A 22,998-nucleotide genomic window follows, 5' to 3' on the forward strand; every position below is an offset into this window, starting at 1 on the left:
ACACGCCACAGTGGGGTTTGCGTTGACCACGCAGAGGCGGTGATGTTGCAAAAAATGCCGGAATCACCAAGCGAAGCTGGATTTGAGATGGGGGAGGGAGGGCATTGCAGACGCAAAAAAGTCAGCCCGAATGACTGTCCGGGCTGACGGGGGATGTAACGCTGAGTGGCCTTCCTGGCAGGGTCATAATCATTGGCTGTTTCTGCATCCGCTGAGGACCTGGTACTGAACCGTATTCAGCTTGCCTTTGGAGTCTTCGTACGTCATCAGCTTTGGCATCACGCTACAGGTTTGCAGATCCGGGGATTTGCGGACCAGCTTGGCAATGTCCAGCTTCATGCCGTAGGTGTACTCCTTGATCTCCGGCATCGGCTTGTTATGGAGGGCGGCATACTTCTGCACGCTGGCCTGGTGTTCCTTGATCACCGTAGTGGCTTTGACTTCATCAGAGGTGTAGGCGAAAGCACTGATGGGCGAAAGGATAACCAGAGCAAGTAACAACGATTTGGCTGTGCGCATTTTCTTTTGTCTCCGTTTGAATGTGGCTTAACCCTAACCAATGCGCACTAACCGGAAGGTTGCTGAAACATTACAAATCGGTCATCTCGCAGATGTCAGCTTCCTAACAGTATTGTCATTGTTCGCTCACCTTCCTGTTAGCTCCCCTTCCGTAAGCTTGTTTCATCCCTGACGAGCGCCGAGCGCTGCGCAGGTCCGACATTCAACCGAGAAAGGTAATGATGATGAAACTGGTCAAATCGATGGTCTTCGCCGTAGCTGCCTTGTCCGCCACTGCAGCCTTTGCCGACGATGGTAACGAGTACGCAAGCCCTGCTGCCGACAAGATGCGCCTGGCGCAAGAGATGCGTTTCAAGGAACAGAACAGCAGCAAAGCCGAGCGGTACGTCAATGCCGACGAGAAAGCCGAGGCTGAACGGTCGACCAAGTCCGAAGGCTGATGCCTTTGCTGCCCGACCCGCTGCACCCCCATTCGCCCTTTGTAGCAGCTCCCTGCTCCTTTGGTCGGGGCGAATCTTTAAGCGTCCTTCGGGGCGCTTTTTTTATTCCTGGCAGAAACGTCGGCGATAAGCGTTTTTCATGCATCTGCCCGAAGGGCGTAGGAGCGAACTTGTTCGCGAAGAGGCCGGCATGCTCGCTGCAAATGCACCATCTTCGCTAACCAGCGAAACGTCGCCCGGCCTGCTCCTACGGCCTTCGGCGAGAATAAAAACAGACGTATCCGTTCAATGCCTGTTTCACCGTATTGAACTAACGCAGGCGGTACTTCACTTCCTTTCATATTTGTAATCCCGCCGTCACCTCGACGTTATCTTCGCCACTTCAAGATGGTGCCCCGCTGGCAGCTCTCGTACTTATAAAAAGAGCCAGGTCGACACGTTTAAAACAATCTGCCGATCCATCGGAGCACATATGACCCAACTCAGAACATTGTCCCTTGCCCTGTGCTCGACACTGGCAGGTGTAACACCGATTACAGCACTCGCCGAAGAACAGAAAGACGGCTTCATCGAAGGCAGCACGCTGACGGTACTCAACCGCAACTTCTACATGAACCGCGACCATCGCAATGGCGAGTCCAGCCCGACCGGCAATGGCTATTCCGAAACATGGGCGCAGGGCATCATCGGGCGATTCCAGTCAGGTTTCACTCAAGGCACATTCGGCGTCGGCGTCGATGCATTTGCCATGATCGGCATCAAGCTCGACACGGGGGATGGCAGAAACGGTGGGCGCAGCGCGTTCGATGTACTGCCGGTCGATGAGCAAGGCAACGCCCGGGACGAGTACACCAAAGTCGGCGGCTCGCTGAAGGCCAGGGCTTTCGACACCGTCGTGAACGTCGGTGATGTCTTCCCGTCCACGCCGGTGGTTGCCTTCGGCGACTCCCGCCTGCTGCCGGAGAGCTTCCGCGGCGTTACCGCGGTCAACAACAGCATCAGCGGCCTGACCGTGCAGGGCGGTCGCCTGCACTCCATGAGCCAGCCCGTCTCCAGCAATTTGCGCGACGGTTTCGCCACCTTCTACGGCGGCGCGGTCGACGCACCATGGGTCGCCTACTTCGGCGGCGACTACCAGGCCACCGACGCGCTGAGCCTTGGCCTCTACACCAGCAGACTCAAAGATGTCTGGGATCAGAAATACGCCTCGGCGTCTTATGTGCTGCCACTTTCCGATGACCTCGCACTGACCGGCAGCCTGAACTATTACAACGCAACCGACGAAGGCAAAAAGCTGCTCGGCGAATTCGACAACGACATCTGGAGCGCAAAACTCGCCCTGCAATACGGCGCACACACCCTGTCGCTTTCGCACCAGCGCAACGAAGGTGATGATGACTTCGACTACCTCAGGCAGTCCGACTCCATCTACCTGGCCAACTCCATCCAGTACAGCGACTTCAACTCACCCAAGGAGCGCTCGTGGATGGTCACCTACAACCTCGACATGTCCACCTTCGGCGTACCCGGCCTGTCGTTCATGACCCGCTACGGCAAAGGCACCGACGCCGACTACTCCAACGCCAACAACACCTACATGCGCCGCGACGCAGAAGGCAACCCGCTGACCGATCAAAAACGCTGGGAGCGCGATATCGAAGCGAAATACATTGTGCAGACCGGATCGCTCAAAGACCTGTCACTGCGCGTGCGCCAGGCAACGACCCGGGCCACGGCGTTCGAATCGGATCTGGATGAGGTGAGGGTGATTGTGGAGTATCCGTTGAGTGTGCTTTGACCGCACATCACATTCTCGACAGCATCCGTAGAAGCGTCCTTCGGGGCGCTTTTCTTTTTATTGGGGGCTTTGATCCGCAAGCACAACCTTGTTGAAGTGCTCCACCAACTCTCCGCAATCCTCTCCCGTTCCAGCATCGTCCATAGTGTCAACCAGGGCTTTGAATTCGTGCTCTGTGTAGTCGGCAAGAGCGCTCTTAAATTCCATTACTCACAATATGACGGCTTGGTGTAACAGCTCGAAGATTGTCGGCATCGTACACGGCACCACCGTTTTTAATTAGTTCTACGTGGTGCAGTTCGAATGCGATGCGCTTTCCTGCGTGCTCGCTTTTCGGTGCTGCCGGGGGGCCAAGCCTTTTTGCCATGCCGGACAGGTTAGGTGAGCTGAATTGCTGACTTAACTCCGAGTCATTAGCTAGCGAGATCCAAAATACCTTCCTGAACGCACCAAAACTGCTGAAGCTTTTGCCGCGCAACTGATCGGCAATACGAGTCGCAATCGGGAACGGGATCGAGCTGGCTGTGCTCAAGGTCCGTGGCCATGCCTTGTGGTGATCAGGGCGCGAAATGACACCACGGCGACTACAAGCGATTTGAGCGTGATAAAAAACCGGGGCTCTTACGGGCGCTGGTTTTTTTCTTTGGGTGATAGACCAGTCGGTTTTGCCGGGTATCCGCGCACTAGGTGCAATGCACAAGCGAGGATCCAGGAGGCGTCTAATGCCTTGCGGGCAGGTCAAGGCATGACCTCAGGCATCTTTGAAGTCGGGCAGGCCATTGGCTGCACTCCATTCTTTAATCGTTTGGGTGATGCCTTCGGCTGAATTATCAGCTCCTTCCTCCGGGTAAAAAACCAAGTCAGACCCACCAGCCTCTAAGGCGATGAGATTCAGGTGAGCAATTAAATCGTCCTGAAACGCCTCTTCACCGTCACAGTTTTTAATGGTCTGAATTATCTGCCTGAACTCAGATTCGGTGTAGTCAGAAAGCGCGTTTTTCAGCTCCATTAATGTGCATCCCTATGAATATCTATGTGGTTTTTAGGCGTGTTTACACGGAGATTATCCACATCGTAAACAGCACCGCCATCTGCAATTGTGTCTAGGTGATGAAGCTCAAAAGATATCCGTTTTCCGAGCTGATCTTTCATCCGGGTCGTTGGTGCTAATCCCTTCGAAAGCCTCTTAATATTATCCGGATTAAACTGATTGCTTAACTCCGGATCTGTCGCCACAGCTTTCCAGAACGCCTTCCTGAACGCGTCGAAACTGGCAAAGCTTTTCCCCCGGAGCTGGTCAGCAATACGAGTTGGAATTGTTGCACCAAGCCCAGCCCCTGCACCGGCTAACCAAATCAACGTTACGCCGCCACCAAAATCGGCCACTTGCTGCGAGCCTTGCGCCTTGAACTGCACGACCGGAATCATTTCCCAATCGCGACGTTTCTGAGTGGTGGTGCCTACCTAATGCCTTTCAGGGGCCTCATGCGTCTTTAAACCCCGGCAAACCATTGGCCGCACGCCAAGCCTTAACCGTCTGGGTAATGCCCTCGGCGGAATCATCCGCGCCGTCTTCGGGATAGTAAATCAGATCGGTTCCAGCTGGATGATCAGCAATCTCGCAAAACTTGTCTAGAAGGTCTGCCATCACCTCATCAGAAGCACCACTGCTGTTAGCTACCAATATATCCTGTATGAAATTAGCGAATTGAGCTTCCGTATAATCAAAAATGGTTTTTTTCATTGATTTATCTACCTGTGAATATAAATGTGATTTTTGGGCGTATTGACGCGCAGGTTATCTACGTCGTACACCTTGCCGCCTTCAGATACTAATTCAACGTGATGTAATTCAAACACTTTTCTCTTGCCAACGGCATCTGCATAGCGGGCGGTTGGAGCAAACCCATCTCGCATACGATCTATATTTCTCTGAATAAATCGACTGTTTAGCTCGGAATCACTCGCTACGGCCTTCCAAAATGCTTCCCGGAACGCGTCGAAACTGGCAAAGCTTTTCCCCCGGAGCTGGTCAGCAATACGAGTTGGAATTGCTGCACCAAGCCCAGCCCCTGCACCGGCTAACCAAATCCCCGAAACGTCCTGCCCCTGCCCTGTCACGGTGCCCGGATCGAGGCGCACGTTCATCACGATGTAGAGCGGTTTTATGCCCGAGTCAGCCGGAAAAACAAGGATAAAATCCTTGTAGTCAGGCGGATGAGTCGGGTTGACGATCATGTTATCCGCTTGCTCGGTCGGCGGATAAATCCAGATTTGCGGGGCTTGCGGTGCGGCTTCCAGTGCTGGAATTCCCAACGTATCGGCGGGGGTTGCGGCAGGCGTCCAAATCAACGTAACGCCGTCACCAAAATCGGCCACCTGCTGCGAGCCTTGCGCCTTGAATTGCACGACCGGAATCATTTCCCAATCGCGGCGCTTCTGAGTGTTGTAACCATAACCTTTCAGAGTGCCATTAGCTTGTTGCTCGATATGCAACCGAACACGTGTGCGGCCTTCCTTGAGCGACTTAAGCTGTTCTTCGGTGTAAAGACTGCTATCACCGAGGCTTGATGGCCAGAGCAGTGCAACCACACCGGCCAAGGCACCGGCTGCAACACCTGCCGTGACTACGCCTGCTCCAGTCCCCGCGCCAGTTGCAGCAGTCCCTGTACCCGCAGCAACAGCCGCTCCAGTGGTGCAGAGATCGCTGCAGGAAAGACTCGCAGTAGTCGCTGCACCGCGCAATAAAAGTGTTCCGAGCGCTGTCGGCAACGCGCTTCCACTGATCTTTTTGAGGTGGATCTTCCCGTCCGCATCTGTTTCACGGCCGCCGAGAATTGATAGATCGCCGTAGTTGGCTACCTTCTCAGCAGGAATAAACCCTGCTGGTTTCTCATGGTCGATCACGCCGTCTGGAAGATCGCAGCTCTTTGCAAACACACAGCCCACGGTGTTGGGCTTGGCGTCTTCCTTCGCTTGATGGACTTTGTATTCGGCCCAGCGCTGGGCATGAATATCGACAGGCTCCACACCGCTGTTGCTTTTACTTGCATTGGGCAAAGCTGGTCTTGGAACATAACCACTCATGCAGCTTCCTTGTTCTTTTTTGACTTTACTGACGATCTTGTCTTGCTCAAGCAACTGTTGCTTGAGGCACTCAATCGTCAGCAGGTAAATGCTGAGGCTCTAAATATCACCGTTCAGTGCTGCAGCGTCTATCTGGGTCATTCGCCAGCAAGTGTGCTGCGTTTCTGGAAATGGAGTAAGACTTTGGCTACAGACAGTGCTGACTGCGCTGTGCCAGTTGACGGTAACATCAGCTGGATCAGCGCAATCTTTACTTAAAAACCTATTTCAACGCCTCAACCGCCTCCTCATCCTCCCGCCGATGCGCCCACTGATACAACGCTGGCAACACCAACAACGTCAGCGCCGTCGACGACAGAATCCCGCCAATCACCACCGTCGCCAGCGGTCGCTGCACTTCGGCGCCAGTCCCGGTGGCGAGGGCCATGGGGATGAAGCCCAGGGAGGCGACCAGCGCGGTCATCAGCACCGGGCGCAGGCGGGTGAGGGCGCCTTCGTTGATGGCGTTGTGCAGCGAGTGGCCTTGTTCGCGCAGGCTGCGGATGAAGGCGATCATCACCAGGCCGTTCAGCACCGCCACACCCGACAGGGCGATGAAGCCCACGCCTGCGGAGATCGACAGGGGAATGTCGCGCAGCCACAGGGCCATGACGCCACCGGTCAGGGCGAACGGGATGCCGGTGAAGACCAGCAGGCCGTCCTTGAGGTTGTTGAACATCATGAACAGCAGCGCCAGTACCAGCAGCAGCGCCACCGGCACAACGATCTGCAGACGTTTGGCGGCCGATTGCAATTGTTCGAATTGCCCGCCCCAACTGGTCCAGTAGCCGGCCGGGATCTGCACGCCGTTGTCGATGGTGGTGCCCGCTTCTTCGACAAACGAGCCGAGATCCCGACCGCGCACGTTGGCGCTGACGATGACCACGCGTTTGCCGTTCTCGCGGCTGATCTGGTTCGGGCCGAGTACCAGGTCGAGGCTGGCGACTTGGGACAGGGCGATGAAGCTGATCTGCTGGTTGCCAGCGCTTGCAGGCACCGGAATGAGCAGGCTGGAAAGCCCGTCCACGTCGGTTCGCAGTTGCTCGGAGAGGCGCACCACCATGTCGAAGCGGCGGTCGCCCTCATACAGCGTGCCCGCCTGACGACCGCCCAGCGCAATGGCGATGGCGTCCTGCACGTCGGCCACGTTGAGGCCATAACGCGCGGCCTTGTCGCGGTCGATGTTGATGGTCAGCACCGGCAGCCCGGTGGTCTGCTCGACTTTGACCTCCGAAGCACCCGGCACTTTTTGCAGGGTGGCGGCGATTTTTGCGGCGGTCTGGTTCAGCACGTTCATGTCGTCGCCGAAGACCTTTACCGCGACATCGCTACGCACCCCCGAAACCAGTTCGTTGAAGCGCAACTGGATAGGCTGGGACAGTTCGTAGTTGCTGCCCGGCACACTGGCGGCGGCCTTTTGCAGGTCGGCGATCAGTGTTTCGCGAGACTTGTCCGGGTCAGGCCATTCGCTTTGTGGTTTGAGCATCACGTAGCTGTCGGAGATGTTGGGCGGCATCGGGTCGGCGGCGATCTCGGCGGTGCCGGTGCGGGCGAACACGCGCTGCACTTCCGGGACCTTGTCGATGATGGCTTTTTCCAGACGCTGCTGCATGTCCACCGACTGGGTCAGGCTGGTCCCGGGCACCCGCAGCGCCTGCAGGGCGAAGTCGCCTTCGCTCAGGCTCGGGATGAACTCGCTGCCCATGCGGCTGGCAGTGAAGCCGGACAGCACGATCAGCACCAAGGCCATGCCGAACGCTATCGAGCGATGCCCCAGTACCCAGCTCAGGATCGGCGCGTAGCGCTGGCGAGCGGTGCGCATCACAAAGCCTTCTTCTTCCTTGACCTTGCCGGTCACGAACATGGCGATGGCGGCAGGCACGAAGGTCACCGAAAGAATCATGGCGCCGAGCAGGGCGATGACCACGGTGAAGGCCATCGGGTGGAACATTTTGCCTTCCACACCGGTGAGGGCGAAGATCGGCAGGTACACGACCATGATGATCAACTGACCGAAAATCAGCGGCCGGCGGGCTTCTCTGGCGGCGGCGAAGACCTCGTGGAAACGCTCGCTGCGGGTCAGCATGCGGCCGTGCTTTTGCTGGGCATGCGCCAGCCTGCGAATGGCGTTTTCGACGATCACTACCGCGCCATCGACAATGATGCCGAAGTCCAGCGCGCCCAGGCTCATCAGGTTGGCGCTGACCTTGTTGGTGAACATGCCGGTGAAGGTGAACAGCATGGCCAGCGGAATCACCATGGCGGTGATCAGCGCAGCACGGATGTTGCCGAGGAACAGAAACAGAATCACGATGACCAGAATCGCGCCTTCGATCAGGTTCTTCTTGACCGTCGCGATGGCTTTTTCCACCAGCGTGGTGCGGTCATAAACCGTTACCGCTTCCACACCTGCAGGCAGTGTGCGGTTGATCTCGGCGAGTTTGGCGGCCACCGCCTGCGAGACGGTCCGGCTGTTTTCACCGATCAGCATGAACACCGTGCCGAGCACCACTTCACGGCCATTTTCGGTGGCTGCGCCGGAGCGCATTTCCTTGCCGATGCCGACCTCGGCGACGCTGCTGATTCTGATCGGCGTGCCCTGCACATTGGCGATGACGATGTTGGCGATGTCGTCCACCGTGCCCAACTGACCCGGTGCGCGAATCAGTAACTGCTCGCCGCCGCGTTCTATATAGCCTGCGCCGACGTTGGCGTTGTTGCGCTCCAGCGCTGCCACCAGATCGTTGAGCGTCAGCTTGTAGGCGGCCAGTTTCTTCGGATCAGGCGCGATCTGGTACTGCCTGGCGAAACCGCCGATGGTGTTGATCTCGGCCACGCCCGGCACGTTGCGCAGTTGCGGCTTGATGATCCAGTCCTGAATCACCCGCAGGTCGGTCGGCGTGTACGGCGTGCCGTCCTCCTTCAGCGCGCCCTCGCGGGCTTCGACTGTCCACAGGAAGATCTCGCCGAGGCCGGTGGAGATCGGCCCCATCATCGCATCGACGCCTTCCGGCAACTGATCCTTGGCGATCTGCAGGCGCTCGTTTACCAGTTGGCGGGCGAAGAACAGGTCGGTGCCGTCCTCGAAAATCACCGTGACCTGGGACAGGCCCGAGCGCGACAGCGAGCGCGTCTGCTGCAAACCGGGCAGCCCCGCCATGTTGGTCTCGATGGCGAAGGTGATGCGCTGCTCGGTTTCCAGCGGCGAGAAGCCGGGTGCGGACGTGTTGATCTGCACCTGTACGTTGGTGATGTCGGGGACCGCATCGATGGGCAGCTTCTGGTAACTGGCGATGCCCAGCCCAGCCATGAGCAGCACAGCAAGCATCACGACGATGCGCTGTTCAATCGCGAATTGAATCAACCGTTCAAACATGTGGGTGTACTCGTGTGACGCAGATCAATGGGCGTGCTCGGCGGAGCCTTTGCCCAGCTCCGACTTGAGGATGAAACTGCCGGCGGTGGCCACTTGCGTGCCGGCCGCCAGGCCCTTGACGATTTCCACGTGGCCACCATCGCGGCGGCCAAGTGTCACCGGCGTCAGTTGAAAACCTTCAGCGTTGCGCACGAAGACCGAGGGCTTGTCCTCGACCGACTGGATCGCCGATTCGGGAAGACTGACCGCCACACTGGACTGCTCGGCGGCGACTTCCACTGAGACGAACAGGCCGGGACGCCACGCGCCCTGCGGGTTGGCCAGCGTCACGCGCACGGCCGCAGCGCGGGTCTGCTCGCCCAGCAGACTGCCGACGTAGCCGACTCGTCCTTCGACCCGGGCATTCAGGTCGGGCGCACTGACGATGACCGGACGACCGACCACCACCTTGTCCAGATCCCTGGGCGCTACGCCGAAGGTGGCCCAGACACGCGACAGGTCGGACAGCGTGAAGGCGTTGCTCGCCTCGCTGACCATCTCGCCGATGCCCAGGTGTTTTTCCACGACCACGGCGTCAAACGGTGCGATCAGCTCGTAGCGGCTTCCCGCCGAAGGATGGGTGCTGGCACCGATGGCGCTGATCTTCTGCCGCGCGTTAGCCAGGTTGATGTCGGCTTCCTGAAAGTCCTGACGCGCCTGCAAGTAATCCTGCTCGGCCGAGATTTTGTCTTCCCAGAGTTTCTTTTCGCGTTGCAGGGTCAGGCGCGCCAGTTCCTGGCGTCGTTGTGCAGCGTTCAATTCGCTGCGTTGATCGGAAATCTGCTGGCTGGCAATCACCGCCAGCACCTGGCCCTTTTTCACCGATTGACCCAGATCGACCTTCACCGCTTCGACCACGCCGCTGACCCGCGGTACGACATGCGCAGTGCGGTCTTCATCGAAGCGGATTTCGCCGGGGAAGGTCACGGTCGTGCTCATCTGCCGGGGTTGTGCGCTGACCAGCTCGATGCCTGCCGCCTTGATCTGCTCGGCAGTCAGCTCGATGTGTCCCTCTTCCTCTTCCTCTTCGTGAGAAGCTTCCGAGGCTGCGGCGTCCGGTTTTTTCGCCTCGTCGGCGTGGCCTGGCTCTTCAGCATGGCCCTGCCCGGACTCATGCGCGTGCTCATCGGCTGACGGTTCTGGTCCTGCTGCGAACGGCAGCATCTGCCGGTTCAGGGTCAGACTGCCCAGACCAATGATGACCACCACCGCCAGCGCGATGGCAATGCTTCGTTTGTTGTTCATGAAGGCTCCCGGCGATCAGGTGCATGCAGCACTTTTGGATACGCTCGATACAGGCGGAAAAGGAAAGTCAGGGGTTGAGGCTGAAGCGTTTGAGATCACCGTGGATACGCTCGATGGCGACTCTGGCCTCGGTGGCGGTGGCCAGCGATTCGAGGTACTGGCTGCGCGCCGAGATCAGCGTCCGTTGCGCATCCAGCACTTCGAGAAAACCGAACTTGCCCATCTCGAAACCGCGTGTTGCCGTGTCGACGGCACGTTGCGCGGCGGGCAGGATTACGCGGTCGAAGGACTCGACTTCCTGCGCGGCGGTGTTCCATTGATCGAGGGCGGACTGCGTCTGGGTGCGCAGCCTGAGTTCGACGGCGTTGCGCAGGTCGCGCGACTGGTCGGCACGGCGTGATGCCGCGAGCACGTTGCCTTGATTGCGGTCGAACAGCGGCAGTGGCATCGACAGGCCCACGACGTTGACCCGCTCGCGCTCTTCGCGGCTGTACTGGCTGCCGACGCTCACGGTCAGGTCCGGGATGCGCTTGGCGCGCTCAGACCCCAGCGCGGCTTCGCGCTGCTCGATCTGGGTCTGCGCCAAGCGCAGCTCGGCGGACTGATTGAGGGCGGTCAGTAGCTTTGCGCCCGGTGGCAGCTTGCCCGGCGACAGGTCGCTGTAGTCCAGACGTTCGAAAGAGGCGAGCGGCGAACCGGTGGTGCGCGCCAGCTCTCGGTTGCTGTTGATTTTCAGGGTCTCGGCGCGGCGGACCAGCAGGTCGGTTTCGGCCAGTTGCACCTGGGCGCGTGTGGCTTCCACCGGCGATACCTTGCCCGCCCGGACTCGCCCTTCGGCAACCTCAAGGCCGCGCTCGGCCAGTGTCCTGGATTGGCGCGCCAGCTCCAGACCTGCCTGTGCCCGCGCCGCTGCGTAGAACGCCTGAACCACCTCGGCACGCAGCTCGTTGCCGCGACGCTCCAGCTCCAGACGCGCAGCGTCCTGACCCTTGCTGGCGGCCTCTATCCGCGCTCCACGTTTGCCGCCCAGTTCCAGGGCCTGGCTGAGCATCACGGTGGTGGTGCTGGTCTCGCGGCGGGTGTCTTCCACTTCCCATGACACCGTCGGGTTGGGGATCAGTCCGGCCTGCTGTCGATCGCCCTCGGCGACGCCGATCTCCCACTGGGCTGCGGCCAGTTCCGGGTTACGGGCGAAGGCGGCTTCCAGTGCCTGAGCCAGGCTGATGCCTTGAGCTGCGGCAATGCCAGGGGCAACAAGCGGTAACAACACCAGGCAAAGTGCGGCGATTCTCATAGCGCACTCCCTGCCAATCGATCTGTACGCTGAGCGCGCACGTTATTCTCCAGTCGCATGACTCACCCCATCGAAAGCAAAAAACAAACAGGCACCAGGGCGCTGAAGTTGGCTGAGGGGACTGTATGCAACCGGAGTTATCAGAGGGATTGCTGCAAAATTACGATTTTGTTATCCAGCGGGATGGGCGTTTCTTTTCAGTACACTGCACGGCATCGTCATTCACCGTTCATCAAACAGGAAGCCTGGTTATGCGAATCCTTGTCGTCGAGGACGAGCCGAAAACTGCCGAATACATGCATCAGGGGCTGACCGAAAGCGGCTATATCGTCGATATCGCGGCAACTGGTCTCGATGGGCTCTATCTCGCGCAGCATCAGGCTTACGATGTGGTGATACTGGACGTGAACCTGCCGGAGATGGACGGCTGGGAGGTGTTGAGCCGCCTGAGGAAGACCGTCAGTACCCGCATCATGATGGTCACTGCACGCGGGCGTCTTGAGGAGAAGGTCAAGGGCCTGGAAATGGGCGCCGATGATTATCTGGTCAAGCCGTTCGAGTTTCCCGAGTTGCTGGCACGGGTCCGTACGCTGATGCGCCGTAGCGAGCAGACCACCACGTCCAAGGTGTTGCAGGTCGGCGATCTTGAGCTGGATCAGGGGCGCCACAGGGCATTCCGCGGCAGCCAGCGCATCGACCTGACGACCAAGGAATTCGCGCTGCTGCATCTGTTGATGCGGCACAGCGGCGAAGTCATGTCGCGCACCCAGATCATCTCTCTGGTCTGGGACATGAACTTCGATTGCGACACCAATGTGGTGGAAGTGTCGATCCGCCGTCTGCGCGCGAAGATCGACGATCCGTTCGAGACCAAGCTGATTCACACGCTGCGTGGCGTCGGTTACGTACTGGAAGTGCGTGAATGAAGCTGACCCGTCTCTCGACACGTCTCGGATTGACGGTCGCGGCGCTCATCGGGTGCCTGGTGCTGATGATGGAAATGCTTGCCTATGCGGCGATTTCCCGTCAGCTCGATATACGTGCCGAAGACGCGTTGAACGAGAAGTTCAGGCAGATCGAACACAGCATGAGCGAGGGTTTTTTGGGTGTTGTCGACATCGTCCAGTACCCGCACACGCTGCGTGACCAGATCGTCGGGCATGACAGCTTCTCGCTGACCATTCTCGACGTGAGCAACCCTCGGCAAGAGTTGATGAGCGTCGGTAACCAGGAAGGGCGAAGTCTGCCGGTTCCTGATACCGATGGGCTGCCGCAAGGCTTTCAGGAACTGAAGTCCGCTCAGGGCCACAAGATTCTCCTGGGTTACAGGACCGTACGCCTCAAGACCGGTCAGGACGTGCTGGTCAGGCTGTCCATGGACAGGGAAAGCGACACCGTGCTGCTGCACGCTTACGTCAGATCGACCTGCCTGGCCTTGCCGGTGATTCTGCTGCTGGTCGGCTTTGGCGTCTGGTGGGTGGTGCGTCGCGGGCTCAGGCCGCTGGGGGCGTTCAGGAAAGTCACCGCGCTGATCTCGGCCCGCGACCTGTCTCATCGCATGAAAGTGAAGGGCCTGCCTGACGAATTGCGCGACCTGGCACATGCCGTCAACTTCATGCTGCACAGGCTGGACGGTGATGTGCAGCAACTGGCGCAGTTCTCGGACGACCTCGCGCATGAGCTGCGCTCACCAATGAACAACCTGATGGGCAGGGCGCAGGTCACGCTGTCCAGACCGCGCCCGTCGGAGGAGTACAAGCAGGCGCTGGAGTCCTGCACCGAAGAGCTGGAGCGCATGTCGCGCATGATCAGTCAGATGCTGTTTCTGGCCAGCGTCAGCCAGCCCGCAGCGCCGTTGCCGGTCGAGGTCATCGATCTTCGTGAGGAGGCAGACAAGGTCGCTGAACTGTTTTCCTCCTCGGCGGAGGATCGCGACATCACCTTGCAGGTTCAGGGGCACGCCAGGGCGACCGGGGACCGGCTGATGATTCAGCGAGCGATTTCCAATCTGCTGTCCAACGCCATTCGTCACGGTCTGTCGGGCAGCGTGATTACCCTCACGCTTGCCACACATGAGGATGAAGTGTCACTGGCGGTGCGCAATGCGGGGGATGGCATCGATGCCGAGCACCTGCCGCGCCTGTTCGATCGTTTCTATCGGGTGCATGTCAGCCGCGCGCGACAGCAGGGCGGGACCGGGCTTGGGCTGGCGATTGTGCGTTCCATCATGAGCCTGCACGAGGGGCAGGTTACGGTGCAGAGCGAGCCGGGCCAATTCACCACGTTCAGCCTGATCTTTCCTAAACTGGTGTAATGCGTCAGGTTGGTGGTCGTTCTTCAAGAACCTTTCGCTGACCCCCTGCTCATAGTGTGTGAGCGGGTATTGCCCGGATGCTTCCGATGAAGCTGAATCTATAAGGATGGACGTATGACAGTTGCTTTCTGGTGCGTGCTGGTCGCGATCCTGCTGCCGATTATCTGTGCCGGTATCGCCAAGTTCGGCAGCGGCAAATTTGGCAGCGGGCATAATCATGACCCGCGGGCCTTTCTCGACAAGCTGGAGGGGTTCCCGCGCCGCGCGCACGCTGCCCAGCTGAACAGCTTTGAAGTGACCCCGGCGTTTGCCGCAGCGGTGATCATTGCGCACATTGCCGGCAACGCGCAGTTGGTGACGATTGATGTGCTGGCGGTGCTGTTTATCACCAGCCGCCTGCTGTACATCATTTTCTATCTGGCCGATCTGGCCGCACTGCGCTCGCTTGTCTGGCTGGTGGGCATGGGCCTGATCATCGCGCTGTTCGGGGTGTCGGCTTTCCCGGCCGTGTCCTGACAGGCTGGTCGCGACGCTGCCGATCATGGGCAGCGTCGCAACCTGATCAATCGTCTGACTGGACTTTCTCGAGTTCGGTCTGGGCTTGCTGCAATTCCTTGCGCGAATCGGCGAGCTTGTCCTTGCGCTTGTTGATCTTCTCCGGATCGCCCTTTTCCATGGCCTTGTTCAGGTCGGTCTGACGGCGGCTGACTTCCTGCTTGGCGTCGAGCACCTTCTGCTTGCGCTGTTTGATCAGTGACGTTTCGGTGCAGTTGGCATTGACCTCGGCGAGTGCCTTTTCAAGGCCAGCCTGTTCCGCCTTGTCACCCTCGGTCTTGGCATCCTGAATCTTGCTGCTGATTTCCTGACTTTTGATCTGGCATTCGGACTGCACGGGGGAGGGCGCCTGTGCGTCTGCGAACACGGTTGTAGCGAGCAGCGTGCAGCTGGTGAAAAGAATCAGTGGCGATAAAAACTGCATATGAACTCCGTCTGAATACGGACAGAAAAATGAACGTCCGCTACTTAAAACCTGAAATGCTCTGCGCCTGCAATTGCTGGCTCAGTGCCTGTACCTGTGGGTCCTGAAAAAAAGCCCTGAGTCTGGCCGCACGACCAGGACCAATGCCTGGCTCTGCTTGCCATTGCTCAACGCTGCGGTCAGCCAGTTCGTGCCAGTTGTCGGGCAGTCTGGCGCCTCCCGTGGGCGGCAGTCCGATGGCCTTGAGCCATGTCTGAAACGGCCGTTCGCGTGCGGTTTGCAGGCTGTCGAGCAGTTTAGCGCTACTGCGTTCAGCGAAGCCGGGAATGTTAACAAGCTCAGCATGATTCAGGGTCATCCAATCGAGTAAGCCCATGATTTGGCCGCTCTCGATAAGCGTGTTCCAGGTCCCCGGACCAACGCCGGGCAGTGCCAGACCTTTCTTGCCGCTGAGCCATGCCAGTCTGGCGCGGAACTGGCTTTCACAGCCTGGTGTGGCTTGCCAGCAGCTGAGTTCATGAAAGTCGTCGGCTCGTGGAATGATCATGTCAGCTCGTTCGGCAGCACGGGACACCACGCCATCGAGTCGTGGAATCGTCAGCCCGGCCAGGCTCACGGCGATCTGATCGCCAGGCCTGATATCCAGTGTTTGCCAGCGCTGCAGCGAGCCTGTGCTGATGCGGCTGACGGTACGGTCGTCAAGGCGTACCGGGGTCAGCTCCAGCACCGGCGTAATCCTGCCACTGCGGCCGATCTTGAAGTTGACCTTGCGCACCTCGGCCAGCGCCTGGGCGTAGGGATGTTTCCAGGCGGCGATCCAGTAAGGCGCACTGGCTTGCCAGCGCTGCGCGAGTGGGCGTTGGCCTTGACGCATGATCACGCCATCCGTGGCGAACGGCAGGGGATTGCGATACCAATGCTCGCGCCATCGTGCGGCCTGGGCGTAGTTTTGCAGTGGATGCGTATAGGCCGCGCTGTCCTCAAAGCCCATGGCTTGCAGGCCTGCGAGACGTTGCTCCATAGCGGCAGGCCCGTTAGGCCAGTCCCAGACGAACAGCCCGATGGCGTCGGCTTGCTGCGGGCTGATCGTCTGCCGCGCCAGCAATCCCGCGACCTTGCTGCGCGCATTGACGCTGCCGGATGCTGACTGAATGTGGTCGTCCAGCCGCCAGTACAGCTCGCCTTGCAGGATTGGGGATTCAGCCTGGGGCAACTTTTGCGGAATGGCCTTGATCAGTCGCGCCTGCGAGGTCCAGTCCTGCCCCTTGCGCCCGTCACCACGACTGATCGCCTGCACAAGCTGGCCTTGTTCATAGACCAGCGTGACGGCTACGCCATCGACCTTGGGTTGAATCCACAGATCGTTGCGGCCCTTGAGCCAGCCCTTGACGCTGCCTTCGTCGGCCAGCTTGTTGACGCCCGTGTGCGGAACGGGATGAGGTAACGGGCCAACGGCTGTCTTTAGCGGATCGGACTCGGGTGTGGAAACGGCAAAGCACGAGCGCCACAGGCTCAGCTTCTGCCGCGCCTGATCTTAGAGCTCGTCCGGGATTTGCGAAATGCCCTGCCGGTGGTAGCTGTCGTCCCAATCAGCAATCTGCTGTTGCAAGGCCGTGACCTCGCTGTGCGCCTTGGCTGCAGGCCAGTCAGGGCATTGGCTGGCATGGCCGAGGCCGGGCAGAAGAAACACAAGAGCACACGTCATCAGTCGAACGGTGGGCAGCATCGAAGCATCCTTGCGTTAGGAATGGGCCCGATGAGGCTAGTCGTTGTCGCGAGGTGAAGGGGTAGGGCTTGGTTACCGGGTTTTGCCATTGCGCGGGGCGGCATGTCCACGCGGAGTGCTCAGTGACTGAACCGGCGTCTTCGTAAGCAAGCTCACACGCCCTTCGGGCAGAAGCGCAGAGTATCGGGCACGATAGTTGAGGTTATCGTTCCTCACTCCAGCGTGGGAACGCAGTTCTCGACGCTCTGCGTCGTCAAGAGGACGCGGAGCGTCCAGAAAGGCATACGACGCAGAGCGCCGCACGATAGTCACGACTGCACCGGCGTCTTCGTAAGCAAGCTCACACGCCCTTCGGGCAGAAGCGCAGAGCATCGGGCACGATAGTTGAGGTTATCGTTCCTCACGCTCCAGCGTGGGAATGCCTTGGGTGACGCTCTGCGTCACAAGTCTGCGGCGCGCCGCATTTTCTTGATCGGACTCGGAGCTTCCATATCTCCAGACGAAAAAAAGCCCCGAAACGACCAGGTCGTCCGGGGCTTTTTTCTGGGGTTTTACAAGCCGGCAGCTGCGCGCAGGGCGTCGGCGCGGTCGGTTTTTTCCCAGGTGAAGGCGGTGAAGGTGTCATCGCCAACGGTCATTTCGACCGGGATACGGCCGAAGTGGCCGTAGGCTGCAGTGGCCTGGTACATCGGGTGCAGCAGGTCGAGCATGGTGGTGATTGCGTAGGGACGCAGGTCGAAGTTGTCGCGGACCAGCTTGATGATCTTGTCATCGGACAGCTTGCCGGTGCCGAACGTGTTCAGCGAGATCGAAGTCGGTTGAGCGACGCCGATGGCGTAGGACACCTGGATCTCGCAACGCTCGGCCAGGCCGGCAGCGACGATGTTCTTGGCCACGTAACGACCGGCGTAGGCGGCCGAGCGGTCAACCTTCGATGGGTCCTTGCCGGAGAATGCACCACCACCGTGACGGGCCATGCCGCCGTAGGTGTCGACGATGATCTTGCGGCCGGTCAGACCGCAGTCGCCTACCGGGCCACCGATGATGAAGTTGCCGGTCGGGTTGATGTGGAACTGGGTGTCCTTGTGCAGCAGGTGCGCAGGGATGACGTGCTTGACGATCAGCTCCATCACGCCTTCGCGCAGGTCCTTGTACGACACATCCGGGTTGTGCTGGGTCGACAGGACGATGGCGTCGACGCCGACCACCTTGCCGTTTTCGTAACGGCAGGTAACTTGGGATTTGGCATCCGGGCGCAGCCACGGCAGCAGGCCGGATTTACGCGCTTCGGCCTGACGCTGCACCAACTGGTGGGAGAAGGTGATCGGCGCGGGCATCAGCACGTCGGTCTCGTTGCTGGCATAGCCGAACATCAGGCCCTGGTCGCCAGCGCCCTGATCTTCAGGTTTGCTGCGGTCAACGCCCTGGGCGATGTCTACCGACTGCTTGCCGATGATGTTCATCACGCCGCAGGTGGCGCCGTCGAAACCGACGTCGGAGCTGTTGTAGCCGATGTCGAGGATGACGTTACGCACGATGTCTTCCAGATCGACCCAGGCCGAAGTCGACACTTCGCCAGCGATGATCGCCACACCGGTCTTGACCAGTGTTTCGCACGCTACACGGGCGTATTTGTCTTCAGCGATGATGGCGTCCAGAACCGCGTCGGAAATCTGGTCGGCGATCTTGTCCGGATGCCCTTCGGACACGGACTCGGAGGTGAAAAGTGAGTATTCGCTCATCTCTACGGGTTTCCTTCATTTTACCGATGGTGAGTGTCGCCAGCCGGTCGCTGAAAATGGCGAACCTGGATCTGGAAACCATTACGTAAGCCTACATAGAGGCTTTCCCCGGGAACTAGCCCCGCAGCGATGGCCCAACGGGCCAGGTCTTCCTGCTCGAAACCTAACCAGAGATCGCCACAGGCCTCCCTGGCCCAACTCTGGTCATGACTACACAATTCTGTTACCAGCAGGCTACCGCCGGGTTTTACATGTTCGGCCAGTTGCCTCAAGGCTTCGGCCGGCACCGCGAAATGATGCAGCACCATGTTGAGGACGACGCAATCGGCGCTGACTTTAGCGTCGGTCAGTGCATCGGCCAGCCTCAGCTCAACGTTAGCCAGTGCCTTGCGCTCGCAGACGCCACGCGCCAGGTCGAGCATGACCGGGCTGTTGTCCATCGCGATGACCTGAGCGAAGCGTCGCGCCAGCTCAGGGAGGAAGCCGCCGTCACCGGGGCCTACTTCCAGAGCGGTTGCCTGCGCACCGAAGCTCAGTTTGTCGAGCAAGGTCAGCAGGCTTTCGCTGTACTGCGCCAAACCGGCGATCAGGTCCTGCTGGGCACGAAACTTTTCTGCGGTACGGGCGAAAAAATCCTGGCTGGCCAATGCCCGTTGCCGATGCACCAGGCCAATACGGCTTTGTACGTCGTCCGGCAAGTCCAGCGTATCCGCTTCATCGAGGAGCGCCGCATGCAGCCTGCCACCCGGCAAGTCGGTGTGGGGCAGGGCGCGCCGGTAGAAAATCGCGTTGCCTTCACGCCGTGTCGCGACCAGATCAGCCTGCGCCAGCACCTTGAGGTGGTGGCTCATGCCGGACTGGCCGATGGCGAAAATCTGCGCCAGTTCCAGTACGCCGAACGAGTCGTTGGTCAGCACACGCAGCACGTTCAGCCGCAAGGGATCGCCGCCGGCCTTGCACAATGCAGAGAGGTCGTCGCATGCATCGTGGCGAATGGCAGGTACACGCAGGTTCATAGCTGCGCAGTCTAGAGAGCGATCCAGAGTGTCGCAAGGGCAATATCAAAAAGTTTTGATATTGCTGGATGGATGGCGCCGGTCAGGCGTTGTGAACTTGTCGTGCAGACGGGTGATCCAGTCTTTGCGTGGCAAATAATGTCCGCAACCCCGGAAAAAAGCCTATGGTCGTCTATCTGTGATTGCCCCCGGCCTGTCCGTGAGGGAAAATAGCCTTCTTTTTCTCAATCCTATTTCTTAATTCCCAGGAGATCAGCGATGCCAAGCCGTCGTGAGCGTGCCAACGCTATTCGTGCCCTCAGCATGGATGCCGTGCAAAAAGCCAACAGCGGCCATCCGGGTGCCCCCATGGGCATGGCGGATATCGCCGAGGTTCTTTGGCGCGATTATATGAAACACAACCCGGCAAACCCTTCGTTCGCCGACCGTGACCGTTTCATCATGTCCAACGGCCACGGCTCGATGCTGGTCTATTCGCTGCTGCACCTGACCGGCTACGACCTGTCCATCGACGACCTGAAAAACTTCCGTCAATTGCACAGCCGTACTCCCGGCCACCCGGAATACGGTTACACGCCTGGCGTCGAGACCACCACCGGTCCGCTGGGTCAGGGCTTTGCCAACGCCGTCGGTTTCGCTGCTGCCGAGAAAACGCTTGCCGCGCAGTTCAACCGTCCAGGCCACTCCATCGTCGATCACCATACCTACGTGTTCATGGGCGATGGCTGCATGATGGAAGGTATTTCCCACGAAGCGGCCTCGCTGGCCGGTACGTTGCAGCTGAACAAGCTGATCGCGTTCTACGATGACAACGGCATCTCCATCGATGGTGAAGTGGAAGGCTGGTTCACCGACGATACGCCGAAGCGTTTCGAGTCCTACGGCTGGTTGGTGATCCGCAATGTCGACGGTCATGACCCTGAAGAAATCAAGACGGCCATCGAAACCGCTCGCAAGAGCGATCAGCCAACGCTGATCTGCTGCAAGACCACCATCGGTTTCGGTTCGCCGAACAAGCAGGGCAAGGAAGAGTCCCACGGTGCGCCGCTGGGTGCTGACGAAATCGCCCTAACCCGTGCTGCACTGAAGTGGAACTACGGTCCTTTTGAAATCCCGGCTGATATCTATGCCGAGTGGAACGGGAAGGAAAAAGGCCTGGCTGCCGAAGCCGAGTGGGATCAGCGTTTTGCTGCCTATTCCGCCGCTTTCCCGGAGCTGGCCAACGATTTCATTCGTCGTATGAGTGGGCAATTGCCTGCTGATTTCGCTGAAAAATCAGCGGCTTATGTCGCCGAAGTCAACGCCAAGGGCGAAACCATCGCCAGCCGCAAGGCCAGCCAGAACGCGCTGAGCGCACTGGGCCCGTTGCTGCCGGAAATTCTCGGCGGTTCGGCTGACCTGGCCGGGTCCAACCTGACCATCTGGAAAGGCTGCAAGAGCATCACCGGCGAAGACCCTAACGGCAACTACCTGCATTACGGTGTTCGCGAGTTCGGCATGGGCGCCATGATGAATGGCATCGCCCTGCACGGCGGCTTCGTGCCTTACGGCGCAACCTTCCTGATCTTCATGGAATATGCGCGCAACGCGGTGCGTATGGCCTCGTTGATGAAGAAGCGCGTGATCTACGTATTCACCCACGACTCCATCGGTCTGGGCGAAGACGGCCCGACTCACCAGCCGATCGAGCAATTGACCAGCCTGCGTACCACGCCGAACCTGGACACCTGGCGTCCTGCGGATGCGGTGGAATCGGCCGTGGCCTGGAAACACGCTATCGAGCGTGACGATGGCCCGTCGGCACTGATCTTCTCCCGTCAGAACCTGACTCACCAGGCACGCGACGAGAAGCAACTGTCCTACATCGCGCGTGGCGGCTACGTGCTGCGTGATTGCGCGGCCGAGCCTGAGCTGATCCTGATCGCAACCGGTTCGGAAGTCGGTCTGGCTGTGCAGGCTTACGACAAGCTGACCGAACAGGGGCGCAATGTGCGCGTGGTGTCCATGCCATGCACCAGCATTTTCGAAGCTCAGGATGCTGCGTACAAGCAGGCAGTGCTGCCGTTGCAGGTCAGCGCGCGTATTGCGATCGAAGCGGCTCATGCCGACTACTGGTACAAATACGTCGGCCTGGAAGGACGCGTGATCGGCATGACCACCTTCGGCGAGTCGGCGCCTGCGCCAGCGCTGTTCGAAGAGTTCGGGTTCACGCTGGAAAACGTCCTGAGCACTGCTGAAGAGTTGCTGGAAGACTGATCAGCTATGTGATGTTGATGTTGTGGGAGCGGACCGGGCGACGCTTCGCTCCCACATGATTGTTATTCCCTGGCGAAAATTTCATGCCCCAGCCCCGCCCTTACAAAGTTGCTCTGAACGGCTACGGCCGTATTGGTCGTTGTGTCGTTCGCGCGCTGTGCGAGCGAGGGGCCAAGGCCGGGTTTGAAGTAGTTGCCATCAATGATCTGGCTGACATGGCCAGTCTCGAATACCTCACGCGCTTTGACTCCACACACGGCCGGTTTCCCGGCGAAGTGCGGGTCGAAGGGCAATACCTGCACATCAATGACCACCGGATCAAGGTGCTGCGCAGTGCGACGCCGGAAGGCATCGACTGGGCCGGTCTGGAAGTCGATCTGGTGCTCGAGTGCTCTGGCGTCTACAACACTCGCGAAGACGGCCAGCGTTTTCTGGAGGCCGGTGCGCCGCGGGTGCTGTTTTCCCAGCCGATGGCCAGCGAACGGGATGTCGATGCCACCGTGGTGTTCGGCATCAACCAGCACAAGCTGACTGGCCGCGAGCTGCTGGTCTCGGCCGCGTCGTGCACCACCAACTGCAGTGTGCCGCTGCTGCGCTTGCTGGATCAGGCGATCGGCCTGGAATACATGACCATTACCACCATCCACTCGGCGATGAACGATCAACCGGTGATCGACGCTTATCATCACGAGGATCTGCGCCGTACCCGCTCGGCCTTCCAGTCGATCATTCCGGTGTCCACCGGTCTGGCGCGAGGAATCGAACGGCTGCTTCCGGAACTTGCCGGCCGAATTCAGGCCAAAGCTGTTCGCGTGCCGACGGTGAATGTGTCCTGTCTGGACATTACCTTGCAGATGTCGCGAGACACCGATGCCGTGGAGATCAACCGTATCCTGCGTGAGGCCGCCACCAGCGGCCCGCTCAAGGGGCTGCTGGCCTACACTGAATTGCCGCACGCCAGTTGCGATTTCAACCATGACCCGCATTCGGCCATTGTCGATGCGAGTCAGACCCGCGTTTCCGGACCCCGGCTGGTGAATCTGCTGGCCTGGTTCGACAACGAGTGGGGCTTTGCCAATCGAATGCTCGACGTCGCCGATCACTTTCTGCGCGTCGCTGACCAATAAC

At 59.3% G+C, this 22,998-nt stretch carries 20 protein-coding genes and 1 pseudogene; 8 read left to right on the forward strand and 13 right to left on the reverse strand.

Annotated features, from left to right (window positions below):
* Nucleotides 1–189: 189 nt before the first annotated feature.
* A complete protein-coding gene (locus P406_RS04885) occupies nucleotides 190–519 on the reverse strand; it encodes a DUF2790 domain-containing protein (RefSeq protein WP_003413437.1) in 330 nt (109 codons plus the stop codon).
* Between the two features lie 218 nt (nucleotides 520–737).
* Between P406_RS04885 and P406_RS29320 the strand changes: the two genes are divergently transcribed.
* Both P406_RS29320 and P406_RS04895 read left to right on the forward strand, forming a co-directional pair.
* Entirely contained in the window at nucleotides 738–959 is a 222-nt protein-coding gene (locus P406_RS29320; RefSeq protein WP_003343801.1) for a hypothetical protein, read from the forward strand.
* 472 nt (nucleotides 960–1,431) lie between these two features.
* Nucleotides 1,432–2,757: an OprD family porin gene (locus P406_RS04895; RefSeq protein WP_046235503.1), complete on the forward strand. Its 1,326-nt coding sequence runs from the start codon at nucleotides 1,432–1,434 to the stop codon at nucleotides 2,755–2,757.
* Between the two features lie 196 nt (nucleotides 2,758–2,953).
* On the opposite strand, the gene P406_RS28595 is transcribed toward P406_RS04895, so the two are convergent.
* From P406_RS28595 to P406_RS04920, 5 genes are all read right to left on the reverse strand, one after another.
* Entirely contained in the window at nucleotides 2,954–3,289 is a 336-nt protein-coding gene (locus tag P406_RS28595; protein WP_144431236.1) for a pyocin-S2/colicin E7-DNase domain-containing protein, read from the reverse strand.
* A gap of 219 nt (nucleotides 3,290–3,508) precedes the next feature.
* Complete coding sequence (locus P406_RS04905; RefSeq protein WP_046235504.1) at nucleotides 3,509–3,766, reverse strand: bacteriocin immunity protein; 258 nt, start codon at nucleotides 3,764–3,766, stop codon at nucleotides 3,509–3,511.
* Nucleotides 3,766–4,185: an HNH endonuclease signature motif containing protein gene (locus P406_RS04910; RefSeq protein WP_082100707.1), complete on the reverse strand. Its 420-nt coding sequence runs from the start codon at nucleotides 4,183–4,185 to the stop codon at nucleotides 3,766–3,768. The genes P406_RS04905 and P406_RS04910 overlap by 1 nt, the downstream gene beginning before the upstream one ends.
* Before the next feature lie 55 nt (nucleotides 4,186–4,240).
* Nucleotides 4,241–4,501 carry a bacteriocin immunity protein gene (locus tag P406_RS04915; protein ID WP_032699896.1) on the reverse strand — a complete coding sequence of 87 codons (261 nt, stop codon included), beginning with the start codon at nucleotides 4,499–4,501 and terminating at the stop codon, nucleotides 4,241–4,243.
* An 8-nt stretch (nucleotides 4,502–4,509) separates the two neighbouring features.
* Nucleotides 4,510–5,844, reverse strand: coding sequence for an S-type pyocin domain-containing protein (locus P406_RS04920; RefSeq protein WP_046235505.1), 1,335 nt, complete (start codon nucleotides 5,842–5,844; stop codon nucleotides 4,510–4,512).
* A 9-nt stretch (nucleotides 5,845–5,853) separates the two neighbouring features.
* Here P406_RS04920 and P406_RS04925 point away from each other — a divergent pair, with 9 nt between their 5' ends.
* Nucleotides 5,854–6,102 carry a hypothetical protein gene (locus P406_RS04925; RefSeq protein ID WP_046235506.1) on the forward strand — a complete coding sequence of 83 codons (249 nt, stop codon included), beginning with the start codon at nucleotides 5,854–5,856 and terminating at the stop codon, nucleotides 6,100–6,102.
* 4 nt (nucleotides 6,103–6,106) lie between these two features.
* Here P406_RS04925 and P406_RS04930 read toward each other — a convergent pair whose 3' ends face one another.
* The 3 genes from P406_RS04930 to P406_RS04940 all read right to left on the reverse strand — a co-directional run bounded on the left by P406_RS04930 (nucleotide 6,107) and on the right by P406_RS04940 (nucleotide 11,837).
* Nucleotides 6,107–9,259: a CusA/CzcA family heavy metal efflux RND transporter gene (locus tag P406_RS04930; RefSeq protein WP_046235507.1), complete on the reverse strand. Its 3,153-nt coding sequence runs from the start codon at nucleotides 9,257–9,259 to the stop codon at nucleotides 6,107–6,109.
* A 24-nt stretch (nucleotides 9,260–9,283) separates the two neighbouring features.
* Entirely contained in the window at nucleotides 9,284–10,543 is a 1,260-nt protein-coding gene (locus tag P406_RS04935; RefSeq protein ID WP_046235508.1) for an efflux RND transporter periplasmic adaptor subunit, read from the reverse strand.
* A 67-nt stretch (nucleotides 10,544–10,610) separates the two neighbouring features.
* A complete protein-coding gene (locus P406_RS04940; RefSeq protein WP_046235509.1) occupies nucleotides 10,611–11,837 on the reverse strand; it encodes a TolC family protein in 1,227 nt (408 codons plus the stop codon).
* A gap of 251 nt (nucleotides 11,838–12,088) precedes the next feature.
* On the opposite strand from P406_RS04940, the gene P406_RS04945 reads away from it, so the two are divergent.
* The 3 genes from P406_RS04945 (at nucleotide 12,089) to P406_RS04955 (ending at nucleotide 14,667) form a co-directional block, all read left to right on the forward strand.
* Complete coding sequence (locus tag P406_RS04945) at nucleotides 12,089–12,763, forward strand: heavy metal response regulator transcription factor (protein WP_003372647.1); 675 nt, start codon at nucleotides 12,089–12,091, stop codon at nucleotides 12,761–12,763.
* Nucleotides 12,760–14,151, forward strand: coding sequence for a heavy metal sensor histidine kinase (locus P406_RS04950; RefSeq protein WP_046235510.1), 1,392 nt, complete (start codon nucleotides 12,760–12,762; stop codon nucleotides 14,149–14,151). The genes P406_RS04945 and P406_RS04950 overlap by 4 nt, the downstream gene beginning before the upstream one ends.
* Nucleotides 14,152–14,265: 114 nt before the next feature.
* The gene (locus P406_RS04955) at nucleotides 14,266–14,667 is read left to right on the forward strand and encodes an MAPEG family protein (RefSeq protein WP_003405186.1); all 402 of its coding nucleotides are present in this window, start codon (nucleotides 14,266–14,268) and stop codon (nucleotides 14,665–14,667) included.
* A 46-nt stretch (nucleotides 14,668–14,713) separates the two neighbouring features.
* On the opposite strand, the gene P406_RS04960 is transcribed toward P406_RS04955, so the two are convergent.
* From P406_RS04960 to P406_RS04975, 4 genes and pseudogenes are all read right to left on the reverse strand, one after another.
* On the reverse strand, nucleotides 14,714–15,130 hold the full coding sequence (locus tag P406_RS04960; RefSeq protein ID WP_046235511.1) for a DUF1090 domain-containing protein: 417 nt from the start codon (nucleotides 15,128–15,130) through the stop codon (nucleotides 14,714–14,716).
* A 40-nt stretch (nucleotides 15,131–15,170) separates the two neighbouring features.
* Nucleotides 15,171–16,856: pseudogene (gene ligB / locus P406_RS04965) on the reverse strand (NAD-dependent DNA ligase LigB).
* Between the two features lie 551 nt (nucleotides 16,857–17,407).
* On the reverse strand, nucleotides 17,408–18,598 hold the full coding sequence (metK, locus tag P406_RS04970; protein ID WP_003372639.1) for a methionine adenosyltransferase: 1,191 nt from the start codon (nucleotides 18,596–18,598) through the stop codon (nucleotides 17,408–17,410).
* 20 nt (nucleotides 18,599–18,618) lie between these two features.
* Nucleotides 18,619–19,614 carry an ArsR/SmtB family transcription factor gene (locus tag P406_RS04975; RefSeq protein ID WP_046235512.1) on the reverse strand — a complete coding sequence of 332 codons (996 nt, stop codon included), beginning with the start codon at nucleotides 19,612–19,614 and terminating at the stop codon, nucleotides 18,619–18,621.
* A 258-nt stretch (nucleotides 19,615–19,872) separates the two neighbouring features.
* Between P406_RS04975 and tkt the strand changes: the two genes are divergently transcribed.
* Both tkt and epd read left to right on the forward strand, forming a co-directional pair.
* Entirely contained in the window at nucleotides 19,873–21,870 is a 1,998-nt protein-coding gene (tkt, locus tag P406_RS04980; RefSeq protein ID WP_046235513.1) for a transketolase, read from the forward strand.
* Nucleotides 21,871–21,953: 83 nt separating this feature from the next.
* Nucleotides 21,954–22,997: an erythrose-4-phosphate dehydrogenase gene (epd, locus tag P406_RS04985; RefSeq protein ID WP_003411999.1), complete on the forward strand. Its 1,044-nt coding sequence runs from the start codon at nucleotides 21,954–21,956 to the stop codon at nucleotides 22,995–22,997.
* Nucleotide 22,998 lies beyond the last annotated feature (1 nt).

Origin of the sequence: Pseudomonas syringae pv. coryli str. NCPPB 4273 (genome assembly GCF_000972175.1) — a bacterium.
In the GTDB taxonomy this organism is placed as follows: domain Bacteria; phylum Pseudomonadota; class Gammaproteobacteria; order Pseudomonadales; family Pseudomonadaceae; genus Aquipseudomonas; species Aquipseudomonas syringae.

What these genes read in the sequence shown, in the direction of transcription:
- P406_RS04930 (WP_046235507.1), bottom strand. Translation starts at nt 9,259, where the DNA reads ATGTTTGAACGGTTGATTCAATTCGCGATTGAACAGCGCATCGTCGTG.
- P406_RS29320 (WP_003343801.1), top strand. Translation starts at nt 738, where the DNA reads ATGATGATGAAACTGGTCAAATCGATGGTCTTCGCCGTAGCTGCCTTG.
- P406_RS04915 (WP_032699896.1), bottom strand. Translation starts at nt 4,501, where the DNA reads ATGAAAAAAACCATTTTTGATTATACGGAAGCTCAATTCGCTAATTTC.
- P406_RS04935 (WP_046235508.1), bottom strand. Translation starts at nt 10,543, where the DNA reads ATGAACAACAAACGAAGCATTGCCATCGCGCTGGCGGTGGTGGTCATC.
- metK (WP_003372639.1), bottom strand. Translation starts at nt 18,598, where the DNA reads ATGAGCGAATACTCACTTTTCACCTCCGAGTCCGTGTCCGAAGGGCAT.
- tkt (WP_046235513.1), top strand. Translation starts at nt 19,873, where the DNA reads ATGCCAAGCCGTCGTGAGCGTGCCAACGCTATTCGTGCCCTCAGCATG.
- epd (WP_003411999.1), top strand. Translation starts at nt 21,954, where the DNA reads ATGCCCCAGCCCCGCCCTTACAAAGTTGCTCTGAACGGCTACGGCCGT.
- P406_RS04920 (WP_046235505.1), bottom strand. Translation starts at nt 5,844, where the DNA reads ATGAGTGGTTATGTTCCAAGACCAGCTTTGCCCAATGCAAGTAAAAGC.
- P406_RS04895 (WP_046235503.1), top strand. Translation starts at nt 1,432, where the DNA reads ATGACCCAACTCAGAACATTGTCCCTTGCCCTGTGCTCGACACTGGCA.
- P406_RS04885 (WP_003413437.1), bottom strand. Translation starts at nt 519, where the DNA reads ATGCGCACAGCCAAATCGTTGTTACTTGCTCTGGTTATCCTTTCGCCC.
- P406_RS04945 (WP_003372647.1), top strand. Translation starts at nt 12,089, where the DNA reads ATGCGAATCCTTGTCGTCGAGGACGAGCCGAAAACTGCCGAATACATG.
- P406_RS04955 (WP_003405186.1), top strand. Translation starts at nt 14,266, where the DNA reads ATGACAGTTGCTTTCTGGTGCGTGCTGGTCGCGATCCTGCTGCCGATT.
- P406_RS04910 (WP_082100707.1), bottom strand. Translation starts at nt 4,185, where the DNA reads ATGATTCCGGTCGTGCAGTTCAAGGCGCAAGGCTCGCAGCAAGTGGCC.
- P406_RS04975 (WP_046235512.1), bottom strand. Translation starts at nt 19,614, where the DNA reads ATGAACCTGCGTGTACCTGCCATTCGCCACGATGCATGCGACGACCTC.
- P406_RS04905 (WP_046235504.1), bottom strand. Translation starts at nt 3,766, where the DNA reads ATGGAGCTGAAAAACGCGCTTTCTGACTACACCGAATCTGAGTTCAGG.
- P406_RS04960 (WP_046235511.1), bottom strand. Translation starts at nt 15,130, where the DNA reads ATGCAGTTTTTATCGCCACTGATTCTTTTCACCAGCTGCACGCTGCTC.
- P406_RS04950 (WP_046235510.1), top strand. Translation starts at nt 12,760, where the DNA reads ATGAAGCTGACCCGTCTCTCGACACGTCTCGGATTGACGGTCGCGGCG.
- P406_RS04940 (WP_046235509.1), bottom strand. Translation starts at nt 11,837, where the DNA reads ATGAGAATCGCCGCACTTTGCCTGGTGTTGTTACCGCTTGTTGCCCCT.